18 protein-coding genes and 1 tRNA gene are annotated in these 21,498 nt (G+C 50.9%); 11 read left to right on the forward strand and 8 right to left on the reverse strand.

Going from position 1 to position 21,498, the window contains the following annotated elements; all coding sequences use genetic code 11:
- Positions 1 to 58: 58 nt before the first annotated feature.
- A complete protein-coding gene (locus AC6IB1_RS14730; protein WP_497567271.1) occupies positions 59 to 1,657 on the reverse strand; it encodes a methyl-accepting chemotaxis protein in 1,599 nt (532 codons plus the stop codon).
- 153 nt (positions 1,658 to 1,810) lie between these two features.
- Here AC6IB1_RS14730 and AC6IB1_RS14735 point away from each other — a divergent pair, with 153 nt between their 5' ends.
- Positions 1,811 to 2,599, forward strand: coding sequence for a potassium channel family protein (locus tag AC6IB1_RS14735; protein WP_497567272.1), 789 nt, complete (start codon positions 1,811 to 1,813; stop codon positions 2,597 to 2,599).
- Between the two features lie 56 nt (positions 2,600 to 2,655).
- On the opposite strand, the gene AC6IB1_RS14740 is transcribed toward AC6IB1_RS14735, so the two are convergent.
- Positions 2,656 to 4,182, reverse strand: coding sequence for a CYTH domain-containing protein (locus AC6IB1_RS14740; protein ID WP_497567273.1), 1,527 nt, complete (start codon positions 4,180 to 4,182; stop codon positions 2,656 to 2,658).
- A 223-nt stretch (positions 4,183 to 4,405) separates the two neighbouring features.
- Here AC6IB1_RS14740 and AC6IB1_RS14745 point away from each other — a divergent pair, with 223 nt between their 5' ends.
- The 3 genes from AC6IB1_RS14745 to AC6IB1_RS14755 all read left to right on the forward strand — a co-directional run bounded on the left by AC6IB1_RS14745 (position 4,406) and on the right by AC6IB1_RS14755 (position 7,162).
- Entirely contained in the window at positions 4,406 to 5,086 is a 681-nt protein-coding gene (locus AC6IB1_RS14745) for a TIGR00153 family protein (RefSeq protein WP_005504007.1), read from the forward strand.
- Positions 5,087 to 5,122: 36 nt separating this feature from the next.
- Positions 5,123 to 6,388: an inorganic phosphate transporter gene (locus AC6IB1_RS14750; RefSeq protein ID WP_005504008.1), complete on the forward strand. Its 1,266-nt coding sequence runs from the start codon at positions 5,123 to 5,125 to the stop codon at positions 6,386 to 6,388.
- A gap of 159 nt (positions 6,389 to 6,547) precedes the next feature.
- A complete protein-coding gene (locus tag AC6IB1_RS14755; RefSeq protein ID WP_497567274.1) occupies positions 6,548 to 7,162 on the forward strand; it encodes a TIGR04211 family SH3 domain-containing protein in 615 nt (204 codons plus the stop codon).
- A gap of 160 nt (positions 7,163 to 7,322) precedes the next feature.
- On the opposite strand, the gene AC6IB1_RS14760 is transcribed toward AC6IB1_RS14755, so the two are convergent.
- Positions 7,323 to 9,590 carry an AAA family ATPase gene (locus AC6IB1_RS14760; protein WP_497567275.1) on the reverse strand — a complete coding sequence of 756 codons (2,268 nt, stop codon included), beginning with the start codon at positions 9,588 to 9,590 and terminating at the stop codon, positions 7,323 to 7,325.
- Positions 9,591 to 9,799: 209 nt separating this feature from the next.
- On the opposite strand from AC6IB1_RS14760, the gene AC6IB1_RS14765 reads away from it, so the two are divergent.
- Positions 9,800 to 11,029, forward strand: a complete 1,230-nt coding sequence (locus AC6IB1_RS14765) for a multifunctional CCA addition/repair protein (RefSeq protein ID WP_497567276.1) — start codon at positions 9,800 to 9,802, stop codon at positions 11,027 to 11,029.
- A 207-nt stretch (positions 11,030 to 11,236) separates the two neighbouring features.
- Here the strand turns inward: AC6IB1_RS14765 and AC6IB1_RS14770 are convergent, their stop codons facing one another.
- From AC6IB1_RS14770 to folB, 3 genes are read right to left on the reverse strand one after another with little or no spacing between them, the layout of a single operon-like run.
- Entirely contained in the window at positions 11,237 to 12,040 is an 804-nt protein-coding gene (locus tag AC6IB1_RS14770) for an undecaprenyl-diphosphate phosphatase (protein WP_497567277.1), read from the reverse strand.
- Between the two features lie 20 nt (positions 12,041 to 12,060).
- Positions 12,061 to 12,546 carry a 2-amino-4-hydroxy-6-hydroxymethyldihydropteridine diphosphokinase gene (gene folK, locus AC6IB1_RS14775; protein ID WP_497567278.1) on the reverse strand — a complete coding sequence of 162 codons (486 nt, stop codon included), beginning with the start codon at positions 12,544 to 12,546 and terminating at the stop codon, positions 12,061 to 12,063.
- Positions 12,543 to 12,896 (reverse strand): bifunctional dihydroneopterin aldolase/7,8-dihydroneopterin epimerase, encoded by a 354-nt coding sequence (gene folB / locus AC6IB1_RS14780; RefSeq protein WP_497567279.1) that lies wholly within the window; start codon positions 12,894 to 12,896, stop codon positions 12,543 to 12,545. Before folB ends, folK begins: the two co-directional genes overlap by 4 nt.
- A gap of 200 nt (positions 12,897 to 13,096) precedes the next feature.
- On the opposite strand from folB, the gene plsY reads away from it, so the two are divergent.
- Positions 13,097 to 13,720 carry a glycerol-3-phosphate 1-O-acyltransferase PlsY gene (plsY, locus tag AC6IB1_RS14785; RefSeq protein ID WP_497567280.1) on the forward strand — a complete coding sequence of 208 codons (624 nt, stop codon included), beginning with the start codon at positions 13,097 to 13,099 and terminating at the stop codon, positions 13,718 to 13,720.
- A gap of 182 nt (positions 13,721 to 13,902) precedes the next feature.
- On the opposite strand, the gene tsaD is transcribed toward plsY, so the two are convergent.
- Positions 13,903 to 14,922, reverse strand: a complete 1,020-nt coding sequence (tsaD, locus tag AC6IB1_RS14790; protein ID WP_497567281.1) for a tRNA (adenosine(37)-N6)-threonylcarbamoyltransferase complex transferase subunit TsaD — start codon at positions 14,920 to 14,922, stop codon at positions 13,903 to 13,905.
- A 208-nt stretch (positions 14,923 to 15,130) separates the two neighbouring features.
- Here tsaD and rpsU point away from each other — a divergent pair, with 208 nt between their 5' ends.
- From rpsU to AC6IB1_RS14815, 5 genes are all read left to right on the forward strand, one after another.
- On the forward strand, positions 15,131 to 15,346 hold the full coding sequence (gene rpsU / locus AC6IB1_RS14795) for a 30S ribosomal protein S21 (RefSeq protein ID WP_002537656.1): 216 nt from the start codon (positions 15,131 to 15,133) through the stop codon (positions 15,344 to 15,346).
- A 24-nt stretch (positions 15,347 to 15,370) separates the two neighbouring features.
- Positions 15,371 to 15,814 (forward strand): GatB/YqeY domain-containing protein, encoded by a 444-nt coding sequence (locus tag AC6IB1_RS14800; RefSeq protein WP_497567282.1) that lies wholly within the window; start codon positions 15,371 to 15,373, stop codon positions 15,812 to 15,814.
- Positions 15,815 to 15,970: 156 nt separating this feature from the next.
- Positions 15,971 to 17,731: a DNA primase gene (gene dnaG, locus AC6IB1_RS14805; RefSeq protein WP_497567283.1), complete on the forward strand. Its 1,761-nt coding sequence runs from the start codon at positions 15,971 to 15,973 to the stop codon at positions 17,729 to 17,731.
- Between the two features lie 93 nt (positions 17,732 to 17,824).
- The gene (gene rpoD / locus AC6IB1_RS14810; protein WP_005504020.1) at positions 17,825 to 19,672 is read left to right on the forward strand and encodes an RNA polymerase sigma factor RpoD; all 1,848 of its coding nucleotides are present in this window, start codon (positions 17,825 to 17,827) and stop codon (positions 19,670 to 19,672) included.
- 155 nt (positions 19,673 to 19,827) lie between these two features.
- A tRNA-Ile gene (locus tag AC6IB1_RS14815) sits at positions 19,828 to 19,903 on the forward strand.
- A 275-nt stretch (positions 19,904 to 20,178) separates the two neighbouring features.
- On the opposite strand, the gene AC6IB1_RS14820 is transcribed toward AC6IB1_RS14815, so the two are convergent.
- Positions 20,179 to 21,290, reverse strand: a protein-coding gene (locus AC6IB1_RS14820) for an IS3 family transposase (RefSeq protein WP_497566779.1) whose coding sequence is annotated in 2 segments (ribosomal slippage) — positions 20,179 to 21,038 and positions 21,038 to 21,290 — 1,113 coding nt in all. Because the reading frame shifts where the segments join, the coding sequence is not laid out codon by codon here.
- Positions 21,291 to 21,498: the final 208 nt, after the last annotated feature.

The raw sequence follows: 21,498 nt of genomic DNA on the forward strand, positions 1-21,498 counted from the left end.
GACAATTTATCATAAAAAAGCCCACAAAATGGTGGGCTTCTTCATTCCTAAGCGGGCATCAAACAGCAAATTCTTTGATTTTCAGATCCAGTTGTTCCGCATTGCCCTGCATGCTCTCTGATGTATTGGCAAGCTCTGTGACTACCGTCACTGAAGCTTCAACCAGCTCACGCACATTGGTCAGATTCTGGTTCATTTCATCCGCCACCGAGGCCTGCTGCTCAGCCGCTGTTGCAATATGGAAGTTCATGTCATTAATTTGGCAGATTTGCTCAACAATCAGGTTCAGTTCCTCCCCGGCGTTGCTGACAGACTCGACGCTTGCTACTGCTTCTACCACGCTTTGCTCCATCAGGCCAACGGCCTTCTGTGCAGACGATTGCAGCTGGGTGATCATGTCCTGGATTTCTACGGTCGCTTTCTGGGTATTCTGCGCCAGGTTACGCACTTCATCGGCAACCACTGCAAATCCCCGACCCGCTTCACCGGCACGTGCCGCTTCAATCGCCGCGTTCAGTGCCAGCAGGTTGGTTTGCTCCGAAATGCCCTGAATAGTAACCACCACCGAGCTGATTTTCTCCACACGCTCTTCTACCTGGTTCACCACACTCGCGGATTCCCTGATGTCTTCAGACAGTTTGTTAATGGTGGAAATGGTGTTGCTCACATACAGCTGACCGTTGGCGACCTGCTGGCGTGACGCTTCAGTTGCCTGTGATGCCGCACGAGCATGACTGGCAACATCCTGAACAGTCGATGTCATTTCACTCATCGCCGATGCCAGCTGGTCTATCTCACCAAACTGTTCCTTGGCTGACTCACGGGTTTCATCCATGCTGACGCTCATCACTTCCGCAATGGAGTACAACTCTTCAGAAGAACTGCGCTGGGTCTTGATCACGCTGGCAAGCTGAACGCGGCTCTTTTCCAGTTCACGGGCAAGCTCACCAAATTCATCCTTACAATCCATCACCACAGGGATACTCAGGTTTTTCTGTGCCATGTTACGCATGCCATTGGTCAGGCATTTGATTTGGCGTAGCATCAGGCTGGAAGCACCAAACAGAATCACCATAAATGCCACAATCATCAAGGCAGTTTGCCAGACCATCTGCATCAGATATGCGTTGTAATACTGCTCGGCAGCAGAATCAGGTTGTGACGACACCGCCATCCAATCGCTGTTACCCACTGGCACGGCAATGCCATGACGGGCTTCATCAGCCAAATGGTAAGCAAAGCCACTTGGGGTGTTACGGAATACTTCTGTGAGCAGGCGACCATTTTCCAGTGGCAGATTCAAGCCATCAAGCCTCTTGATCGTCGGGTGCGCCAATACCTGGCCGGATTGACGGTTTACCAGATAAATGTATTGGTCAATGGTGCTGGTCGCATTCTCTTGCTTAACCACATGCTCAAGCAATGCAACACCATCCTCCTTGGCCAACAATGTCTGCGCCAGCTCAGCGCTACGAAGCGCCAAGCTATAGCTTTGGGCTTCAGTCATCTCTTTAACAGAGTCACGAAACGTATTAGCATCCCACAGTTGTTTTACTACCAGCAGCAAGGTACTGAACACCATTAACAGTATGAGTTTGGGGACAAGTTTGATGTTAGCAGCGGCCTTTTCCCCAGGCCTGAATATCATCTGTGACATTCGTGATGACTCCTTGATAGTTGCACCGCGTAAACTGCGATACAGTAGAGATAATGCAAGCTAAAACAGGCACTAGGTATCTGCCGATCATCAATGCCGGTGAAGATAACCTGCCTTCGTTTATTAACGGCAAAACAGGTATTTTATTGAGCGATGAGTGAAAACGATTCAAAAAACTTAGATCTGAATCCAATGGGATTATTAAGTCTGTTGCTTTCTTTTGTCTCACTGTGCATCGTCACCACTTTGTTATTACTGCCGAAAAACACGCCCCTTTATACCTTATTACTGGGCATAGACACGCTGATCTGCCTGATATTTTTGCTCCAAATCACGACACACTTTCTTAAAAGTGACAGAAAAATCACTTATTTGAGAAAACATTGGATTGATATTCTTGCCAGCATTCCTGTGATAGAAGCCCTGCGTTTTGCCCGCATTTTCCAGATATTCCGGGTTATCCGGTTAATACAGCAGAGTCATTCCCTGCTCAGCTATATGAACGAAAACCGCAACGAAACCACCATGGCAACCATCCTGTTGCTGCTGACGGTCATCGTATCGACGGGTTCAGCGACGATATTTGTACTTGAAAGTCCGGCCGATGAAGCCAATATCACCAGCTTGATGGATGCGATGTGGTGGGTTTTTGTCACTATCTCGACCGTAGGATACGGAGATCATTATCCGGTCACGTCAGCCGGCCGGGCAGTCGCCATTATTGTGATCATTTGTGGTGTGGGAATTTTCGGTGCAATCACCGGTTTGGTGACTTCCTACGTCACTAAGCCCCAGAAGAAAGAGCAGGAAAAGAAAGCACGCAGCCGTGAAGTATTGGAACAACTCTTGAACCAGCAAAATGAGATGATGACGCGCCTTGCAGCAATTGAGAAAAAACTGGAGCAAATATCACCTGAGGCGCCTTCACAAGCTCAAAAATAACGCCCCCAAGTGCCAGAGTCTACTGACCTTTTACGATCAATAGACTCTGCGTTCTGTTACAGCTCCCAATAGGGTGTTAGTGTCAACCCAATCTGACGCGATTGCATCATGGCATGCAACAGGGATTCTTCCTTACGGCTCAGCCATTTTTCAATCTGGTGCCGATCTTCTTCATCCAGATCTTCATCGCCAGCCAGGCGTCGCACCGGCTCAAGCAATTGGATATCTTCAATCCCTTGCAGCAAATCCAACCAGGGCAAACGAAATATTTCACGCTCTTCAATGTCAAACAGCGCCGCCACACAACATCCCGACATCAGGTTACGAGTCAGGCGGGGCTGTTGGTCGAGATAGCCAAAGCGGTCCAGCGTGTTGTTTTCAGCAAATACGCCCAGCAGTTCCTCCCAGGATTGCGCCAGAGAACGGACAGCAAACTGACGAACTGGCTCATCCAGTTTTTCACGTGCTTTATCATCCAGGAAGGGTTGCCAGCCCCGGGTTAAGATCCAACGGCTCAAATCAAGCAGCAGGTTGCAATAGCGGCTTGAGTGCAGCAATTCCAGCACCTGTGCACGTTCAGGCAGTTTATCGTAGCGATCAGAGAGCTTTGCCATCAGTGGCTTTTGCGCGTTGAGTTTTCGCAGAAAATGGCCTTTGTCATCAAGAAGGCGCTCAATCGCCCGCCCTTCATAGACCCATTCGAACTCCCCTTCCAGCCATTGCAGTTCCTGGCGCAACAGTGCACTGGCGCGGCGTGGGATCAAGCCGCCGTAAAGCACCAGCGCTTGACGGATCAGCGCAACAGCATTACAGATTTCAAAAATGGCTTCCTGCTCTGGACGCTCAACATAAATCTGCTCGTGGTAATGCCAATGTGCCAGCGCATGTTCCAGTGCCTTCACAAACGCATCCTCGACATGCATCTGGCTGTTAACCGGCACGATAGTCAGCGGTTTGACCGGATCGCCTTCGTACCCCGTTGCCAGCCGGTAGCCCCGCGCCGCTTTACTCAGGTTACCCAAGCGCAAGCCGCCATGCTCCGCCAGCTCACGCGCCAGCACAAACAGGGCATCCGTCTGACCGGATTTCAACTCCAACTCCACCTCGCAAACCGGATCGTAGCCCCCTTCTGTGGTCGTCACTTCTCCGCTGTCAAACGCCAGTTCGACCTGGCTGCTGTCAGGCATGGCGACCAACCATTGTTGGCGTTCAAAGTCGGTGGAAAATAAAGGGGTCAGGTTGGCGGCAAGTGCATCAACATCGATACTTTCTGGCCAGGCATCTGCCGGGATAAGGGAGAGATCAGGCACCGGGGAGTCCAGTTCAGCGTTATATTCTGGACGCTGGTGAAGGCCGGCAACAACACGTCCCGCGGTCTTCAATGTCTGGACATAGACGTCATCATAACGCCTGACACGCAAACCAATATCATGGTGTCGCAGCAGGAAGTCCGGGGTGTCATAGTAAATATTGCCCAGGTTTTTCTGACGCTGTTGCAATACTTTAAGATCCGTAATTTTGTCTCTAAGTTGACGGTAAAAATCACCAGAAACAAAAAACTTTAACTCTATCTCAGTTTCCATAAAGGGACCCATAACCAATAGCCAGACAAGGATATGAATATTCGTGGACGCGGGCAAGAGACTTTCATTGATCTGAAATGGTATCAATGCAAATGTGATTGCGCTAACATTCGCCGCCTAAATAACTATTGGTCTACCCGGACTTGTAAAACCTGCGTTGGTGGGTGTTTGGGTGTAATATTTAGCCTGATCCTTTGGACAGGTTTTTTAGGTAGATACGGCTATGCCTGTAAATACAATTGTTGGGCTGTTTGCAAAGAGCCCCTTAAAACCTTTGCAACGCCATGTGAGTCGCGTCAATGACTGCTGCTCATTGTTGGTCCCTTTCTTCGAAGCATGCGAAAAGGGCGATTGGGAACGTGCAGAACAACTGCGCCATGAGATTTCAACGATTGAAAAAGATGCTGATGCGCTCAAACGTGAAATCCGCCTTAAATTGCCCCGCGGTCTGTTCCTTCCGGTAGACCGTACCGACATGCTGGATCTGCTTATCCAGCAGGACAAACTGGCAAACCTCGCTAAAGACATTGCTGGCCGTGTTATTGGCCGACAACTCCAAATCCCTTCCTTGCTCTACACTGACTTCGTCGCTTATGTGCAACGTTGCCTTGATGCTGCCGAACAGGCACGTCGCGTGATCAGTGAATTGGATGAACTGCTGGAAACGGGTTTTAAAGGTCGTGAAGTCACACTGGTTGAAGAGATGATCCACCAGCTAGACACCATTGAGGGTGATACAGACTCCATGCAGATCCACCTTCGCCAGAAATTGATGTCCATCGAAAATGAATACAACCCTGTTGATGTGATGTTCCTGTACAAGATCCTTGAATGGATTGGTGAAATTGCTGATCAGGCTCAGCGTGTAGGATCACGTCTGGAGCTGATGCTGTCACGTTCATAAGTGTCCCGTTTTCCGAATAGATAACAAGGTAAAACAATGGAAATCCTAGCGAATTACGGTTCCATCATTATTGTGGTGGCCGCAGTCTTTGGTTTCATGATGGCTATCGGTATCGGCGCAAACGACGTTGCCAACGCCATGGGTACGTCAGTGGGCTCCAAGGCACTGACGGTTAAACAAGCGATCATCATCGCGATGATCTTCGAATTTGCCGGCGCTTATCTTGCCGGTGGTGAAGTCACAGACACCATCCGTAAAGGGGTGATTGAAACCTCACTTTACGCCTCTCAACCTGACGTGTTGGTTTACGGTATGATGTCCGCTCTACTGGCTGCCGGCTCCTGGTTGCTGGTCGCGTCTTACATGGGCTGGCCCGTCTCTACCACCCATTCTATTATTGGTGCCATCATCGGCTTTGCCTGCGTATCTGTAGGCACTGAAGCCGTCGACTGGAGCTCTGTCCAAGGCATTGTAGGCAGTTGGATTGTCACCCCACTTATCTCAGGTGTGTTTGCGTATGCCATTTTTGTCAGCGCCCAACGCCTGATCTTTGATACCGACACTCCCCTGATCAATGCCAAACGTTTCGTGCCAGTCTACATGTTCTTGACTGCGATGATTATCACCTTGGTGACGATCAAAAAAGGTCTGAAACACGTGGGCCTGCACCTGACTACCGGTGAAGCGGTAACAGTATCTATCGCCCTTTCCACGCTTGTGATGGTGTTTGGTTATTTTTACATCCGCCGTAAGTACAAAGACAACTCGGCCAGCGAAAATGGCTATCAGGGCGTAGAGCGCGTGTTCAGTCTCCTGATGGTGGTTACCGCGTGTGCGATGGCGTTTGCACATGGTTCAAACGACGTAGCTAACGCAATTGGTCCCCTTTCAGCCATTGTTTCTACCGTTGAACACATGGGCCAAATCAGCGAGAAAAGTCAGATTGCCTGGTGGATCCTGCCGCTGGGCGGTATCGGCATTGTTGTCGGTCTGGCGACCCTTGGCCACAAAGTGATGGCCACCGTCGGCACAGGTATTACCGAGCTGACGCCAAGCCGTGGTTTTGCTGCGCAGTTGGCGACCGCATCAACGGTTGTACTGGCTTCCGGTACTGGCCTGCCTATCTCCACCACACAGACACTGGTAGGTGCGGTGCTGGGTGTAGGTTTTGCCCGAGGTATTGCCGCACTGAACCTCGGCGTCGTGCGTAATATCGTCGCATCTTGGGTCGTCACCCTGCCTGCTGGCGCGCTGCTTGCTGTGATCTTCTTCTACGTTATGCAGTTTATGCTTGGCGTATAATGCCATCCGAAAAAGGCATTTAAGTCACGTTTTTGTGCTGTGATGTCAGTCTTCGGTTAAAAAAGGGAGGTTATACCTCCCTTTTGTTGTACCTGAACCACAAAATTTTTTAGTATCTGACACAAACAGATACTCACGATCAAAACAAAGGAATACTCCGTGAAGCAACTTTTCTCTGCCCTAGCTGTATTGATGATGTTGGCGGTTCCTGCTGCGCATGCAAAGGACAACTACATTTCTGATGAGCTATTCACCTACATGCATTCTGGCCCAGGTACCCAATACCGTATTATTGGCAGTGTGGATGCGGGCACAAAAGTAACTGTTGTGGACAGTAACCGTAACGCGGGTTACAGCCAAATCATTGATGATCGAGGCCGCAAGGGATGGGTGGAAACCAAATATGTCTCCAACCAACCCGGTCTGAAAATCCGTGTCCCGGCGCTGGAAGAAGAGCTGAAGCAGGTAAAAGAAGCACTGGCCAGGGCACAGGGTGACACGGAAGCCAAAACCAAAGGTTTGATTACCTCCTTAGAGCAGCGTAATGCTCAGGTGAAAGAGCTTGAACAGCATACCAGTGAGCTGAACCAGAAGCTGATTGATGCACAAACCGAAATCCGCGAGTTGCGTGCCCGTATCGACACCCAGAAAGATGATCTGTTGATGCGCTACTTCACCTACGGTGGCATAGTGGCCGGTGGTGGCCTGCTGTTTGGCCTGATTTTACCTCACCTGATCCCACGCCGTAAGAAGCGCAACAGCGGTTGGGCGTAGGCAATAATCGAACGACAAAAAAAGCCGTGGAAGCGGCTTTTTTAGTGTCTTGAGTCAGCACACAAGGTGATAGTGCCTGGCTCTCACTGCTCCTCCCAGGTCCTGGGTCCTGGGTCCTGGGTCCTGGGTCCTGGGAAAAAATTCTAAACGCGAGCTTGAATTACCAAGTCGTCAGTGCAGGGATCGCAATCAGCATGTCTTCAAACTGCACAACGACCTGTTGTGGCTCAATACCCCGCAGCAAGACTCCCTCCGCCACAAACTCTCCTTCCCGGGTTTCTTTACCATTCACCTTCACCCAACGTGCATTTTCATCGGAAGCATAAATATGGGTCTGGAAATCCATTGGCGGTAAGCGGGTTAACTGCGCATCAGGCAACTCGGCAATCGGCACGACGTTGCTTTGTGGTTTGGCTCGCTCAAGCTTGGCATCCAACGTACGGCTTTTATCGCTTCCCAATGCGGCTTCCACTTTCTTGACAAGCTCCGGCGACAGTCCAGACAAATCCAGCTCTTCCAGCGTCAGTTCATCATTACCTTTCAACTGGGTTTGGTTCGGTGCGGTAAACGTTGTGCTGCCCACGTCCACTGCCTTGTCAGCAGGCGTGGTCTGCTCCTCGTCCTCTTCCGCTGTTATCGCTTCTTCTGTTACCGGTGACGGCAAAGGTTCAAGGGCAAGCTCAAAGACATCCGATTGCGGCATCATCACAATGTCACCCTCTTGCATCGCCTGCACTTCACCCGGTGTGGCATCAATACTGGTAACCAAAACCGGCCCCGGCATCTGCAACACAGCATCCAGCACCATAAAGGTCATGGCTCCCGGAATGCCGTCAGCATCCAGTCCTTTGCTGCGCTGGAACTCCCGCACTTTAACGCGCTGCGCCTGTCCAAATATATCGGAAACCGGTGTAGTGTCGCCCAGAACCAGGTTCAGGCGCTGGTCAAGCCAGCGTACACGCTCACCACGCTGACCAAACTTGATGTGATTCGGGTTGCCGAGCGGCGGGCGCCATAACACCAGCGCTTCCCCGCTCCAGTGTTGTTTGAGGAAGTCCCCGCTCACCAGCAGACGTTTGTCTGCCGCCAGCAGCTCAAACTGGTCTTCGCCTTTGCCATACAGTACAGCAAACCAGCTTTGCCCTTCAGGCCCGTTCATTTGCAATACCGCAGGGCGGCCAATGGTCAGGAGCTGGGAAAAGGGCAGCCTGCCTTTAAAACAGGCCAGCTCACCACGCACCTCGTTGGCGCACCCTGCTGCCAGCACATCAGCATCAAAGCCCCAGAGCTTGTACAGTGACTGCATCGCCGTGCCTGCACTCAGGCTTTCTCTCGCCACCTCACCCAATGGCAGGGTAACGACCGGCTTCTGCGGCTTTGCCGGTGCTTTCTGCGCCACCACGGGCTCAGGCTGAGTAACGGCGACCACCGGCGTCTCCTCTTTCTGCTTGGTTGTCACCGCGGCCGGAACGGGATCGTTGGCAATCACAGCGACGCTTTCCCCATTGCCCCCCCACAGCCCAACACGGACAGCCACTGCCAGCAATGCCGCGCCACCGATAACACCGACATACACCGGCCAGTAACGCTTGTTCCCGCTTGGCTTGGTTTGTGTCATCCCCTGCCATTCCAGCACATCCTGACAGGCCTTAGCAGCAATCTCTTTGTTAACCTTCTGGCGGGATGCCTTAAACGCCATCTTGAGGGATTTATCACACACCAGATTCACCAGCCGGGGCACGCCCCCGGTTTTACTGGCAATCAGCTTGATCGCCGCATTGTCAAACAAAGGGTCAAGCCCTCCGGCACAGCTGATACGGTGGGTGATGTACTGGTGCACCTCATCCGGCGTAAGCGGTATCAGGTGGTAGCGTGCGGTAATGCGCTGGGCAAGCTGGCGCAAGTTCGGCTGACGTAACATCTGTTGCAGCTCAGGCTGGCCAATCAAAATGACTTTCAGCAGCTTGCGGTATGAGGTTTCAATATTAGTGAGAAGGCGAAGCTGCTCAAGTACATCCGGCATCAGGTGCTGGGCTTCATCGACCAGTAACACCGTCTGAATACCCTTGGATTCGTTGTTGAACAGCTTATTGGCAATCGCATCGTACAACCGCTTGAAGCTGTCATTCTCGTTGTATGCCACCCCCAACTCGTCACAAAGGGTCTGGAGCAGCTCGAGCACAGAAACACTTGGATTGAGAATGGTTGCGACCTGAGTTTGCTCCGGCAGGCGCTCGAGCAAGGCTTTCATGGTGGTGGTTTTCCCCGTGCCCACCTCACCGGTTAACAGCGCAAGGCCACCACCGTCCTCAATGCCATTCAGGACATGGCTCAACGCTTCTTTGTGCCGCTCACTCAAAAAGTAAAACTTGGGGTTAGGCACAATCGCAAAGGGCGATTCAGTTAACCGGAAAAAGTCTTGGTACATGGATAGTTCTCTGTTCCCTCAATGGGTTGCAAGGTATCGCGGCCCATAAGCGTTGTAAAGACAGACACGCCCGTAAGACCGTGTATTCAGGGGCAGGTTCGCTGCTTTTACTCCTCCCTCTATTTACACTCCCTGACGTTGCTGATGTTTGGGTATGCAATATTTCAGTATATGATGCCCTCATTATTACCTAAATTTCGGACTGTGATGTGAAAACCTACCTCGTTGGCGGCGCCGTGCGCGACGAACTGCTCGGCCTGGATGTAAAAGACAGGGACTGGGTGGTGGTCGGAGCTGATATCAACACTATGCTGGAGGCGGGTTATCAGCAGGTTGGTGCAGATTTTCCGGTGTTCCTGCATCCTAAAACCCACGAAGAACATGCACTGGCGCGCACGGAGCGCAAATCCGGCAAAGGTTACACCGGTTTTGTCTGTGATTTCACGCCACAGGTGACACTGGAAGAAGACTTACAGCGCCGCGATCTCACCATCAACGCCATTGCCAAGGCAGAAGATGGCACCCTGGTTGACCCTTATGGCGGCCAGCAAGACTTGAGCAATCGCCTGCTGCGCCATGTATCACCGGCTTTTGTTGAAGATCCTCTGCGCGTGTTACGTGTTGCCCGCTTTGCCGCACGTTTCCACCACCTGGGTTTCCGGGTAGCAGACGACACCCTGACACTGATGAAACACATTGTTGACAGCGGTGAGCTGGAAGCGCTGACCGCCGAACGGGTCTGGAAAGAGTGGGAAAAATCACTCTCCTCCCAACGCCCTGACGTATTCCTCAGTGTGCTGCGCGACTGCGGCGCTCTGGCAGTGGTACTGCCGGAAATCGACACCCTGTTTAGTGTCCCGCAACCTGAGCAGTGGCACCCGGAAATCGACACCGGGATTCACACTCTGATGGTGGCAAGGCAGGCGGCATTGCTGACCGACGATCCGGTGATCCGCTTTGCCGCGCAGGTTCACGATCTGGGTAAAGGCCTGACACCGAAAGAAGAGTGGCCGAGCCATAAACGTCATACCAAGCTGGGGTTAACACCGATAAAAGCGCTGTGTGAGCGTATCCGCATACCCAACGCCTACCGTGATGCGGCTCTGCTGGTCTGCGCCGAACACACTAATGTGCACAACGCCGGCGAGCTGAAAGCCGCCACTTTCGTAAAAATTTTCGACCGCAATGACTGCTGGCGAAAACCGGAGAAAATCCCCCAACTCGCCACGGCAAGCAAAGCAGACCACCAAGGCCGCACCGGGTTTGAACAGCGGGATTATCCGCAGGCGGAGTGGCTGGCTGGCGCCTTTGATGCCGCCAATGCGGTAGAGGTAAAACCGATTGTTGCCGCAGGGTTTAAAGGCCCGGCAATCCGTGAAGAACTGACAAGACAGAGAGTTGAGGCTGTGAAGGGGTATCTTGAAGGACATAGAGCTTAGGTCCTGGGTCCTGGGTCCTGGGTCCTGGGTCCTGGGTCCTGGGTCCTGGGTCCTGAAGGAATTATTCAAGATTATCAAGAATAAAAAAAGCGGCACTGATTATCAGTTGCCGCTTTTTCTATTCCTAGGATCTGCTCTTGCTCTTCCCAAGGCCTAGGACCTGTTTTTCCCAGAATCTAGGACCTGCTCTTCTAGGACCTTTATTCTTTATCTCGTCGCCAGAAATACCGCCAGACCGAGACCCAGCGCGATTCGGTAGATAACAAAAGGCTTCATGCCCATTCGGGTAACGAGCTTCAAAAACCAGTGAATACACGCATACGCACTAATAAAAGACACCAGTACACCGGTCAGGATGGGGCCCCACATCACAGGCACATCGCTTTTCACCAGACCCAGCCCCAGATAAGACCCCGCCAGTACGATGATTGGAATCGACATCAGGAAAGAAAAACGCGCTGCCGCTTCACGGGTGTAGCCCAGATACAACGCCATGGTCATGGTTGCACCAGAACGGGAGGTACCCGGGATCATCGCCAGCGCCTGTGCAATACCAATCCACAGCGCCATTTTCGGCGTGGTGTTGTATTCATCAAACTCACACTTGGCTTTCACGTCTACCCACCACAGCAACAGACCAAAGACAATACAGGTTATGGCAATCACCCACGCTGAGCGCAGGTAAAGCTCAATAATGTCTTTCATAAACAGGCCAAACAGACAGGCCGGGATCGTTGCCAGTGCAATCATCCATGCCAGACTGGCATCAGAAGAACGTTCGCCTTTAAAAATAGAGCGGAAGAAGGCACCCAAAAGCTGCGTCACTTCTGTTCGGAAATAGCCAATAACCGCAAGCAGGGTGCCCACATGTACGGCGACATCAAAGGCCAACCCTTGATCCTGCCAACCGAGAATTTCTGACGGAAGAATTAAATGCGCAGAGCTTGAAACCGGAAGGAATTCCGTCAAACCCTGAATCAGCGCCAGCGCAAAGGCTTCAAACATACTCATTAGCGTTAAACTACCTGTGATTAAAGGGAGAAATCCGTTGCAGGCCAGAGAGGTTGTTTTTCGGTAAAAGCCTCCCAAGCCTGTTTATAGGTTTGCGAGTCACCCGGAATGATCTGATCAGGGCAAAGCTCTGCCAGCGGCCATAGGGTAAATGCAAACTTATAGATATCATTGCGGGGCAGGGTCGGGCCGGAAGGTTGCAACAGCTCGCCGTATGTCAGCAGATCAATATCCAACGTACGGTCACGGAACTTGATCGCATCACGTTCACGGCCCCATCGCGATTCAATGTCACGCAACGCCGTCATAATGCCTTCAAGGCTAAGATCGGTATGAAGTTCCACCACAAGGTTATAAAAATTGGGGCCGTCGAAGCCAACAGGCTCAGCTTCAAAAATCCGCGAGCAGCGACACTGTGGATCCAGCTTTCTCAGTGCCGCAACCCCTTCTGTGATATGATGCTCACGATCAATATTCGAGCCAACACTCACTAACACCTGTGTCACTTTATGCCCCGCTCGATCACCACGCCGACAGTGCGCGCCTGAGGCACAGCGCCCGGTTTACTGACTTTTACACGAACCCAGGGAACGGAGAACCGGGATTGGATCAGGGCGGCAATCTCTTCTGCAACCCGTTCAACCAAAAGGAACCGGCCATTTTCGACCAGATCGATCACAGCACCACTGACTGCCGCATAGTCCAGCGCGAGGGTCACGTCATCACTGTCTGCGGCGGGCTTGTTGTCGTGTGCCATTTCAATATCAAACACCAGCTTCTGTTTGATCTGCTGTTCCCAGTCGTACACACCAATGGTGGTCACGACTTCAAGCTGCTCGATAAATACTAAATCCATGTTCACTTAAAAATATCAGAGGTCGGATACCTATTATGCGCAAAAGCACGTAACATCGTTGAATCAACGCAGTTGGGATCATTATCTATAAAACGCGTTGTATCTACACATTACCCGATAAAAAATGGATACTTTGTGTCTGTTGCGCGAACTATAACAAGTTCTTGTCGCCCTAGCGAATGTTCAACGTGGATGACCGAATGACAGCGATTGGCCTACTGATGATCGTGATTGCCTACTTACTGGGTTCTGTCTCCAGTGCGGTATTGATCTGTCGTCTTTACAGTCTGCCAGACCCACGGGAACAGGGCTCAGGCAATCCCGGAGCAACCAATGTCTTTCGCCTTGGCGGACGTCTGACTGCCGCGTTAGTTCTGCTGTGTGACATGCTCAAGGGCACTATCCCGGTCTGGGTCAGCTACCTGATAGGCATCAATCCCTTCCTGCTTGGCCTGATTGGTATTGCCGCTTGCCTTGGCCATATCTACCCGATTTTCTTTCACTTTCGCGGCGGAAAAGGTGTTGCTACGGCACTGGGGGCCATTGCCCCTATTGGTCTGGATCTGACCGGCATGATGCTGGGAACCTGGGCCGCTGCGGTGTTGGTGACAGGCTACTCATCGGCTGGGGCCCTGTTTGCTTCTCTGCTCGCCCCACTTTTCACCTGGATGGTCAAACCCCAGTTTACTATGCCGGTTGCTATGCTCTCTTGCCTGATCATTTTCCGTCATCAGGAAAACATAAAACGCCTGCTGCGCGGGGAAGAGCAAAAAGTCTGGCATAAAAAGAAGAAGCAGGAAGAAAGAGCGGATCCTTGGTCCTAGGTCCTAGGTCCTAGGTCCTAGGTCCTAGGTCCTAGGTCCTAGGTCCTGGGTCTAGAAGAAAACAGCCCCATCACCGGAAAACAAAAAAACGGCACTGGAGTTCAGTTGCCGCTTTTTTCGTTCTACTTTTCGCTCTTCCTAGGTCCTAGGACCTTTCTTTTCCTAGAACCAGCTCTTCGCTCTTACCCTTCAATCGGTTTTAGCGTATCAATGGGCCAGCGAGGGAAGGCTTTTACCCCCAGATCGCTATGCTCACCATTTTTCAGACGTTGCATGCCCGCATATGCAATCATCGCACCATTGTCAGTACAGAACTCTGTGCGCGGGTAATACACCTCGCCCCCGATACTGTTTGCCAGCGCTTCCAGTTTCGCACGCAAGTGGCGGTTTGCGCTCACGCCTCCGGCAATCACCACCCGTTTCATGCCGCATTGCTTCAGTGCGCGTTTACACTTGATCACCAGGGTATCCACAACCGCATCTTCAAACGCCCGGGCGATATCTGCACGGGTTTGGTCATCATTGCCATGAGCAGCAATGGTGTTCGCCGTGAACGTTTTCAGGCCGGAAAAGCTCATGTCCAACCCCGGCACGTTGGTCATCGGGCGCGGGAAGGTAAAACGGCTGCTGTCGCCTTTTTCGGCCAGTTTGGAAAGCAGCGGGCCACCAGGATAGTCGAGCCCCATCAACTTGGCCGTCTTGTCGAATGCTTCACCGGCCGCATCATCAATCGATTCCCCGAGGATCTGGTATTCACCAATTCCCTTCACTTCGACAATCATCGAATGACCGCCAGAGACCAGCAAGGCAATAAACGGGAACGGCGGTGGGTTATCTTCCAGCATGGGGGCCAGCAGGTGCCCTTCCATATGGTGAACGGGAACAGCAGGAATGCCCCATGCATACGCCAGGCTGCGGCCAATGGTTGCACCTACCAGCAGCGCCCCCACCAAGCCCGGGCCTGCGGTATATGCCACGCCGTCAAGACCTTCCGGCGTCAAACCGGCTTCTTCCAGCGCTGCTTTTACCAGCGGAATCGTCTTTTTCACATGATCGCGAGATGCCAGCTCAGGCACCACACCGCCGTAATCGGCATGCAATTTGACCTGGCTGTATAGCTGGTGCGCCAACAGACCTTTTTCATCATCATAAATTGCCACGCCAGTCTCATCGCATGACGTCTCGATGCCCAGAATTCGCATAACACCTCAGCTTGCTCGGATCCCAGATCGATCCGCTTTCGATCTGCCAGTTTTCAAAACAGGCGGCAATATTACATGGGCGGCATCAAATTCACCAGTTATGCTTTACAAGCACCCTAGTATCGGATTAGAATTCCGCACCATTTTTAATCAAAGCTGGTCAAACTGTCTCCAGCGATAACTGACTAACCCCCGAGGTGAAAGGCACATGCCAGTAGTTAAAGTACGTGAAAACGAACCATTCGACGTAGCACTGCGTCGCTTCAAGCGCTCTTGTGAAAAAGCAGGTATCCTTTCTGAAGTTCGCCGTCGTGAGCACTTCGAAAAGCCAACTACCGTTCGCAAACGCGCTAAAGCAGCTGCAGTTAAGCGCCACCTGAAAAAGCTGGCTCGCGAAAACGCACGTCGCGTTCGCCTGTACTAATTACGATTAATACAGGATTGCGACATGGAATTGATTGAACGTCTGAAAGACGAACAAAAAGCGGCAATGAAAGCCAAAGACAAAGCACGTCTTGGCACCATCCGTTTGATCATGGCTGCCATTAAACAGCAGGAAATCGACGGTCAGAAAACACTGACCGAAGATGACGTGCTGGCAGTACTGACCAAAATGGTGAAACAACGCCGTGATTCCGTAGCGCAATATCAGTCAGCAGGCCGTGATGACCTGGCTGATGTGGAACTGGCTGAAATTTCCGTTTTGGAAGAGTTCATGCCAAAGCCACTCAGCGACGAAGAAGTTGATGCCCTGGTGAAAGAAGCCATCGCAACTTCCGGTGCAGGCTCCATGCAAGACATGGGTAAAGTCATGGCCGTCCTGAAACCTCAGGTTCAGGGCCGTGCTGACATGGGTAAAATCAGCCAATTGGTTAAAGCCAATCTGGCTTAACGTTTATCCAACCTGCAAACAAGCCGTGCTATCCAATTTTGGAGTGCGCGGCTTGTTCGTATTCGCTCAGTAACAAATACTGATGATACCAAAGCTAACCGAAATGGCGGATAGCTTGGGTATTTAACGCTCTTAACTACCGAATTCTGAAGGTTTATGGCAGGAAAGATCCCCCGCTCATTTATTGATGATCTGCTGGCACGACTGGATATTGTCGAGCTGATAGACGCGCGGGTGAAACTTAAAAAGCAAGGCAAAAACTACGGTGCCTGCTGCCCCTTCCATAACGAAAAAACCCCATCATTCTCTGTCAGCCAGGAAAAACAGTTCTATCACTGTTTCGGTTGTGGTGCCCATGGCAATGCCATCGATTTTGTTATGGAGTATGACCGTCTCGAGTTTGTAGAGGCAATTGAAGAGCTGGCGTCGACATTGGGTTTAGAGGTTCCAAGAGAACAAGGAAACTTCGACAAGAACTTTCCTGTAAAATCACGCGCACAAAAGCTAGAGCTTTACGATTTAATGGAGTCAATATCTCGCTTATATAAAGCAGAATTGCGTAAAGACTCTGGCGCTGTAGCCGTTGAATATCTAAAGCAGCGAGGACTTAGCGGAGAAGTTGTAGCAAAATTTGGGATAGGTTTTGTTCCCGAAGGCTGGGACACAGTAAAAAGACATTTTGGTCAAGACAAAGCAAGTATCGATGCACTTATCGATGCTGGTATGCTCATCAAAACAGACAATGGCCGGACTTATGACCGCTTTAGGAACCGTGTGATGTTTCCTATTCGCGGCCATAAACTAAATAGAGGAAAGGTCATTGGTTTTGGTGGTCGCGTGCTTGATAACAGCACCCCAAAATACCTCAACTCTCCAGAAACCGGAATATTCCGTAAGGGCTCCGAACTTTATGGGCTCTATGAAGCTCTGGAGCATGACAAAGATCCTATTCAGCTTGTTGTGGTTGAAGGGTACATGGATGTCGTCGCTCTTGCTCAGTACGGAATAAATTACGCTGTCGCAGCGCTAGGAACAGCAACCACCGGCGAAAATATCAAAACACTATTTCACAAAACGCCAAATGTGATCTGCTGTTATGACGGCGACCGCGCAGGACGTGACGCCGCATGGCGTGCTATGGAGCAGGCGCTCCCCCACCTTGTGGATGGCCGCCAGCTTAAGTTCATGTTCCTGCCCGATGGCGAAGACCCGGATTCCATGGTGCGGAAAGAAGGCAAAGACGGCTTTGAACAGCGCCTTGCCAGTGCCATGTCACTGTCCGAGTTCCTGTTTAACACCCTGATGGAGCAGGTCGATACCAGCAGTCAGGAAGGCAAAGCCAAACTGACCACACTGGCGGTGCCACTGATTGATAAAGTGCCCGGTGGCACACTTCGACTGTATCTGCGTAACATGTTGGGGCAGAAGCTCGGTCTACCTGATGAGCAACAACTGGAAAAACTCATCAGCCGGCAAGGACAGGCGCTAACACGTAAGCCATTGCCAGAAATAAAACGTACCCCCATGAGAGAGGTGATAACCCTGTTATTACAAAACCCAGGGTTTGTTGAGAATGTGCCCCCCTTGGAGGGGGTGGAAAAGCTTGAGATCCCTGGCTTAAATTTATTCACCTCGATGCTTGAACTTTGCCGGTCCCGTCCCAATATTACGACAGGACAGCTGCTCGAACACTGGCGCGGCACAGATCAAGAAGCATTGTTGGCCAAATTGGCAAGTTGGGAACTACTTATCAACGAAAACAATGCATTAGATGTATTTTTAGACTCACTGGACAAAATTTTAGATCAGTGTGTCAAACAACAAATAGCCAAGTTGCAAGCTAAATCGAATACCGTCGGCTTATCAGTCGAAGAGAAGCGGGAATTGCAGTTGTTAATCCTCAACCGGCCCGACTAGAAACTAGCCAGCATACTTGTATTTTGCTAAAATTGGCAGTTTGCGTTTCCGCATACTAAATTCTTCACTCAGACCCGAAGTTGGATATCGTCTATGGATCAAAATCCGCAGTCACAGCTAAAGTTGCTTGTCGCCAAAGGTAAGGAACAAGGCTATCTAACCTATTCAGAAGTAAATGACCACCTACCGGAAGACATTGTCGATTCTGATCAGATAGAAGACATCATTCAAATGATCAACGACATGGGTATCCAGGTAGTGGAAACAGCGCCGGATGCCGATGAGCTGATGATGTCTGAAACTGTCGCAGACGAAGATGCCGTTGAAGCCGCCGCAGCAGCACTTTCCAGCGTTGAATCTGAAATAGGTCGTACCACTGACCCTGTGCGCATGTACATGCGTGAAATGGGGACAGTAGAACTGCTTACCCGCGAAGGCGAAATCGACATCGCCAAACGCATCGAAGATGGGATAAACCAAGTACAGGTATCGGTTGCCGAGTACCCAGGTTCTATCTCATCACTGCTGGACCAATTTGACAAAGTGGAAGCTGAAGAGCTTCGCCTGACTGACATCATCTCCGGATTCGTTGATCCTAACCAGGACGACATCGCCCCTACTGCGACCCACATCGGCTCAGAGCTCACCGACGAGCAACTGGACGATGAAGACGACGACGTAGACGACGATGACGACGAAGATAGCGAAGACGAAGCGGAAGAAGATACTGGCATCGATCCAGAGCTGGCGCGTGAAAAGTTCAATGAACTGCGCGTCGCTTACGAAGGCATGCAACAGTCAATCCAGAAATACGGCCGCTTCCACGAACAGACCACCGTCGCCATCGCCGAGTTGTCTGAAGTGTTCAAGCAGTTCCGTCTGGTACCAAAACAGTTCGACCGCCTGGTCAACGAAATGCGCGACACCATGGATCGTGTACGCACTCAAGAGCGCATCATCATGCGCCTGTGTGTCGACCAAGCAAAAATGCCGAAGAAAACCTTCGTACAATTGTTTGCCGGCAATGAATCATCAGACGCATGGCTGGATAAGGCTTTGGCCTCTGACAAACCATACGCAGAACGCCTCAAGCAGCACGAAGAAGATCTTCGCCGTTGCATCCAGAAGCTGAAAATCGTTGAAGACGAAACCGGTCTTTCTGTTGAGCGCGTAAAAGACATCAGCCGTCGCATGTCCATCGGTGAAGCGAAAGCCCGCCGTGCGAAGAAAGAGATGGTTGAAGCAAACTTGCGTCTGGTTATTTCTATCGCCAAGAAATACACCAACCGTGGCCTGCAATTCCTAGATTTGATTCAGGAAGGTAACATCGGTCTGATGAAAGCGGTAGACAAGTTCGAATACCGTCGTGGTTACAAGTTCTCGACGTACGCAACATGGTGGATCCGTCAGGCAATCACCCGTTCAATCGCTGATCAGGCGCGTACTATCCGTATCCCTGTTCACATGATTGAAACCATCAACAAACTGAACCGCATCTCACGCCAGATGCTTCAGGAAATGGGCCGTGAACCACTGCCGGAAGAACTGGCAGAACGCATGCAAATGCCAGAAGACAAGATCCGCAAAGTGCTGAAGATCGCCAAAGAGCCAATCTCCATGGAAACCCCTATCGGTGACGATGAAGATTCACATCTGGGCGACTTCATCGAGGATACCACCCTCGAACTGCCAATGGATTCTGCCACCATGAATAACCTCAAAATGGCAACCAGCGAAGTACTGGCAGGCCTGACGCCACGTGAAGCAAAAGTGCTGCGTATGCGTTTCGGTATCGACATGAACACCGACCACACATTGGAAGAAGTAGGCAAGCAGTTTGACGTTACCCGTGAGCGTATCCGTCAGATTGAAGCAAAAGCACTGCGTAAACTGCGTCACCCAAGCCGCTCAGAAGTACTGCGCAGCTTCCTGGATGAATAATCCAAACATAGTGTAACTGACATAATGGAAAGGCGGGCATACAGCTCGCCTTTTTTATATTTAAGAATCCGTTCAAGTGATTAAAATCCATACCGATCAGGAATGCTTACATCTAGACACGCCCGCCACCAACCCTTATAATCGACCGCCTAAACGGCCCCTTAGCTCAGTGGTTAGAGCAGTCGACTCATAATCGATTGGTCATGTGTTCAAGTCACATAGGGGCCACCATATTTAAAGGCCTGAGAGGTTAGTAACCACTCAGGCCTTTTGCTTTTCTGCTTCTGTGTAGCATATATGTAGCAGATTTATAGCAACCAAACTGCCGATTTACACCAAAGTTCTCCTCTCGTCGAAACTCCCGACTCATCCGCTGCCAACGCATCCAAGATTGTGGTGAAGTAGAACCTTACTAACGTAAGGGGAATGATATGCCAAAACGTAACAAACACATTCTGGTGCTACTAACTGGTTCGCCTTGGTGGGTGAGTGTAACCCTCCCCATTTTAGTGACAGTCTAAATTAGAGCTTTTCCTGCTTTCATACTTAGCCAGATATTCCCAAGGGGTTAGGTCATTGAGAGAGTCATGCGGTCTCTCGTTGTTGTATTCCTTCATCCAGTTTTCGGTGATTTCTCGGACTTCGGACAGCGTTTTAAAAACATACATGTCGAGAACTTCAGTTCGATAGGTTCGGTTAAAGCGTTCAATGTATGAATTTTCTGTTGGCTTGCCTGGTCGGATAAATTCAAGCTCAACGCGGTTCTCTTCCGCCCACTCGGCCAATGCCGTTGAGACAAACTCAGGGCCGTTGTCCATGCGTAGTTTCTGGGGAGCACCGCGCCAAGCAATAATACGCTCTAGGACTCGGATAACTCTCGGTGCGGGGAGATTCAAGTCCACTTCAATGGCCAACACTTCTCGATTGAAGTCATCAACAACGTTGAAGGTGCGAAAACGCCGGCCACAGACAAGGGCATCGCTCATAAAGTCGATAGACCAACAACTGTTCGCCCAATCAGGACAACAAAGCGGCGTTGGTTCTCGCTTAGGGAGGCGTTTCTTACCCTTTCGCCTCAAATTGAGTTTTAGCGAACAATACACGCGATATACTCGCTTGTGGTTCCATGCGTGCCCCCAACGTTTAAGGACTTTGAAGAGTTTTCCAAAACCATACGCAGGGTAACGTTCTACCGCTTCCTGCAGCTTGGCAATGACTTCATCATCACGATGCGGGTCAGGACGATACCGATACACTGAATCACTGATGCCAACCACGCGGCAGGCCATCCTTAAGCTGGCCTGAAAGTGTTGCCGAACGTATTCCACAAGTTCACGTTTAACCGCTGGCGTTACAGCTTTTTTTCTAAGATATCTTTGACAATACGATGCTCGAGGCTGAGATCTGCAAACATCTGTTTGAGCCTTCGATTTTCGTCCTCTAGCTCTTTCAGTCGTTTAACATCAGAAGCTTCCATGCCGCCGTACTTGGATTTCCAGTTGTAGTAAGTTGCATCGGAAATGCCGTATTCACGGCAGACTTCGTTCACTTTTCGACCCGCTTCCACTTCTTTGAGGATCTTGACGATTTGCGATTCCGTGTAGCGTGATTTTTTCATCAGACGTTCTCCGTTCGTTTCAGTGTAAACGGAAAAACTCTAATTGCTAATGACCCGCTTTTCGGGGAGGGTTACATGAGCGTAATCTTTGCAGTAGTTGTCTATGTTGTGCTGGCCTACATTGCTCCAGCGTTTCTGGATAATGAATCAGCAATCAGTATTGGGCTTGGACAAGCTTCGGTTGAGCTAGCCCCCCCTCTTTGGGTTG

The organism is Grimontia sp. THUN1695 (assembly GCF_059704325.2).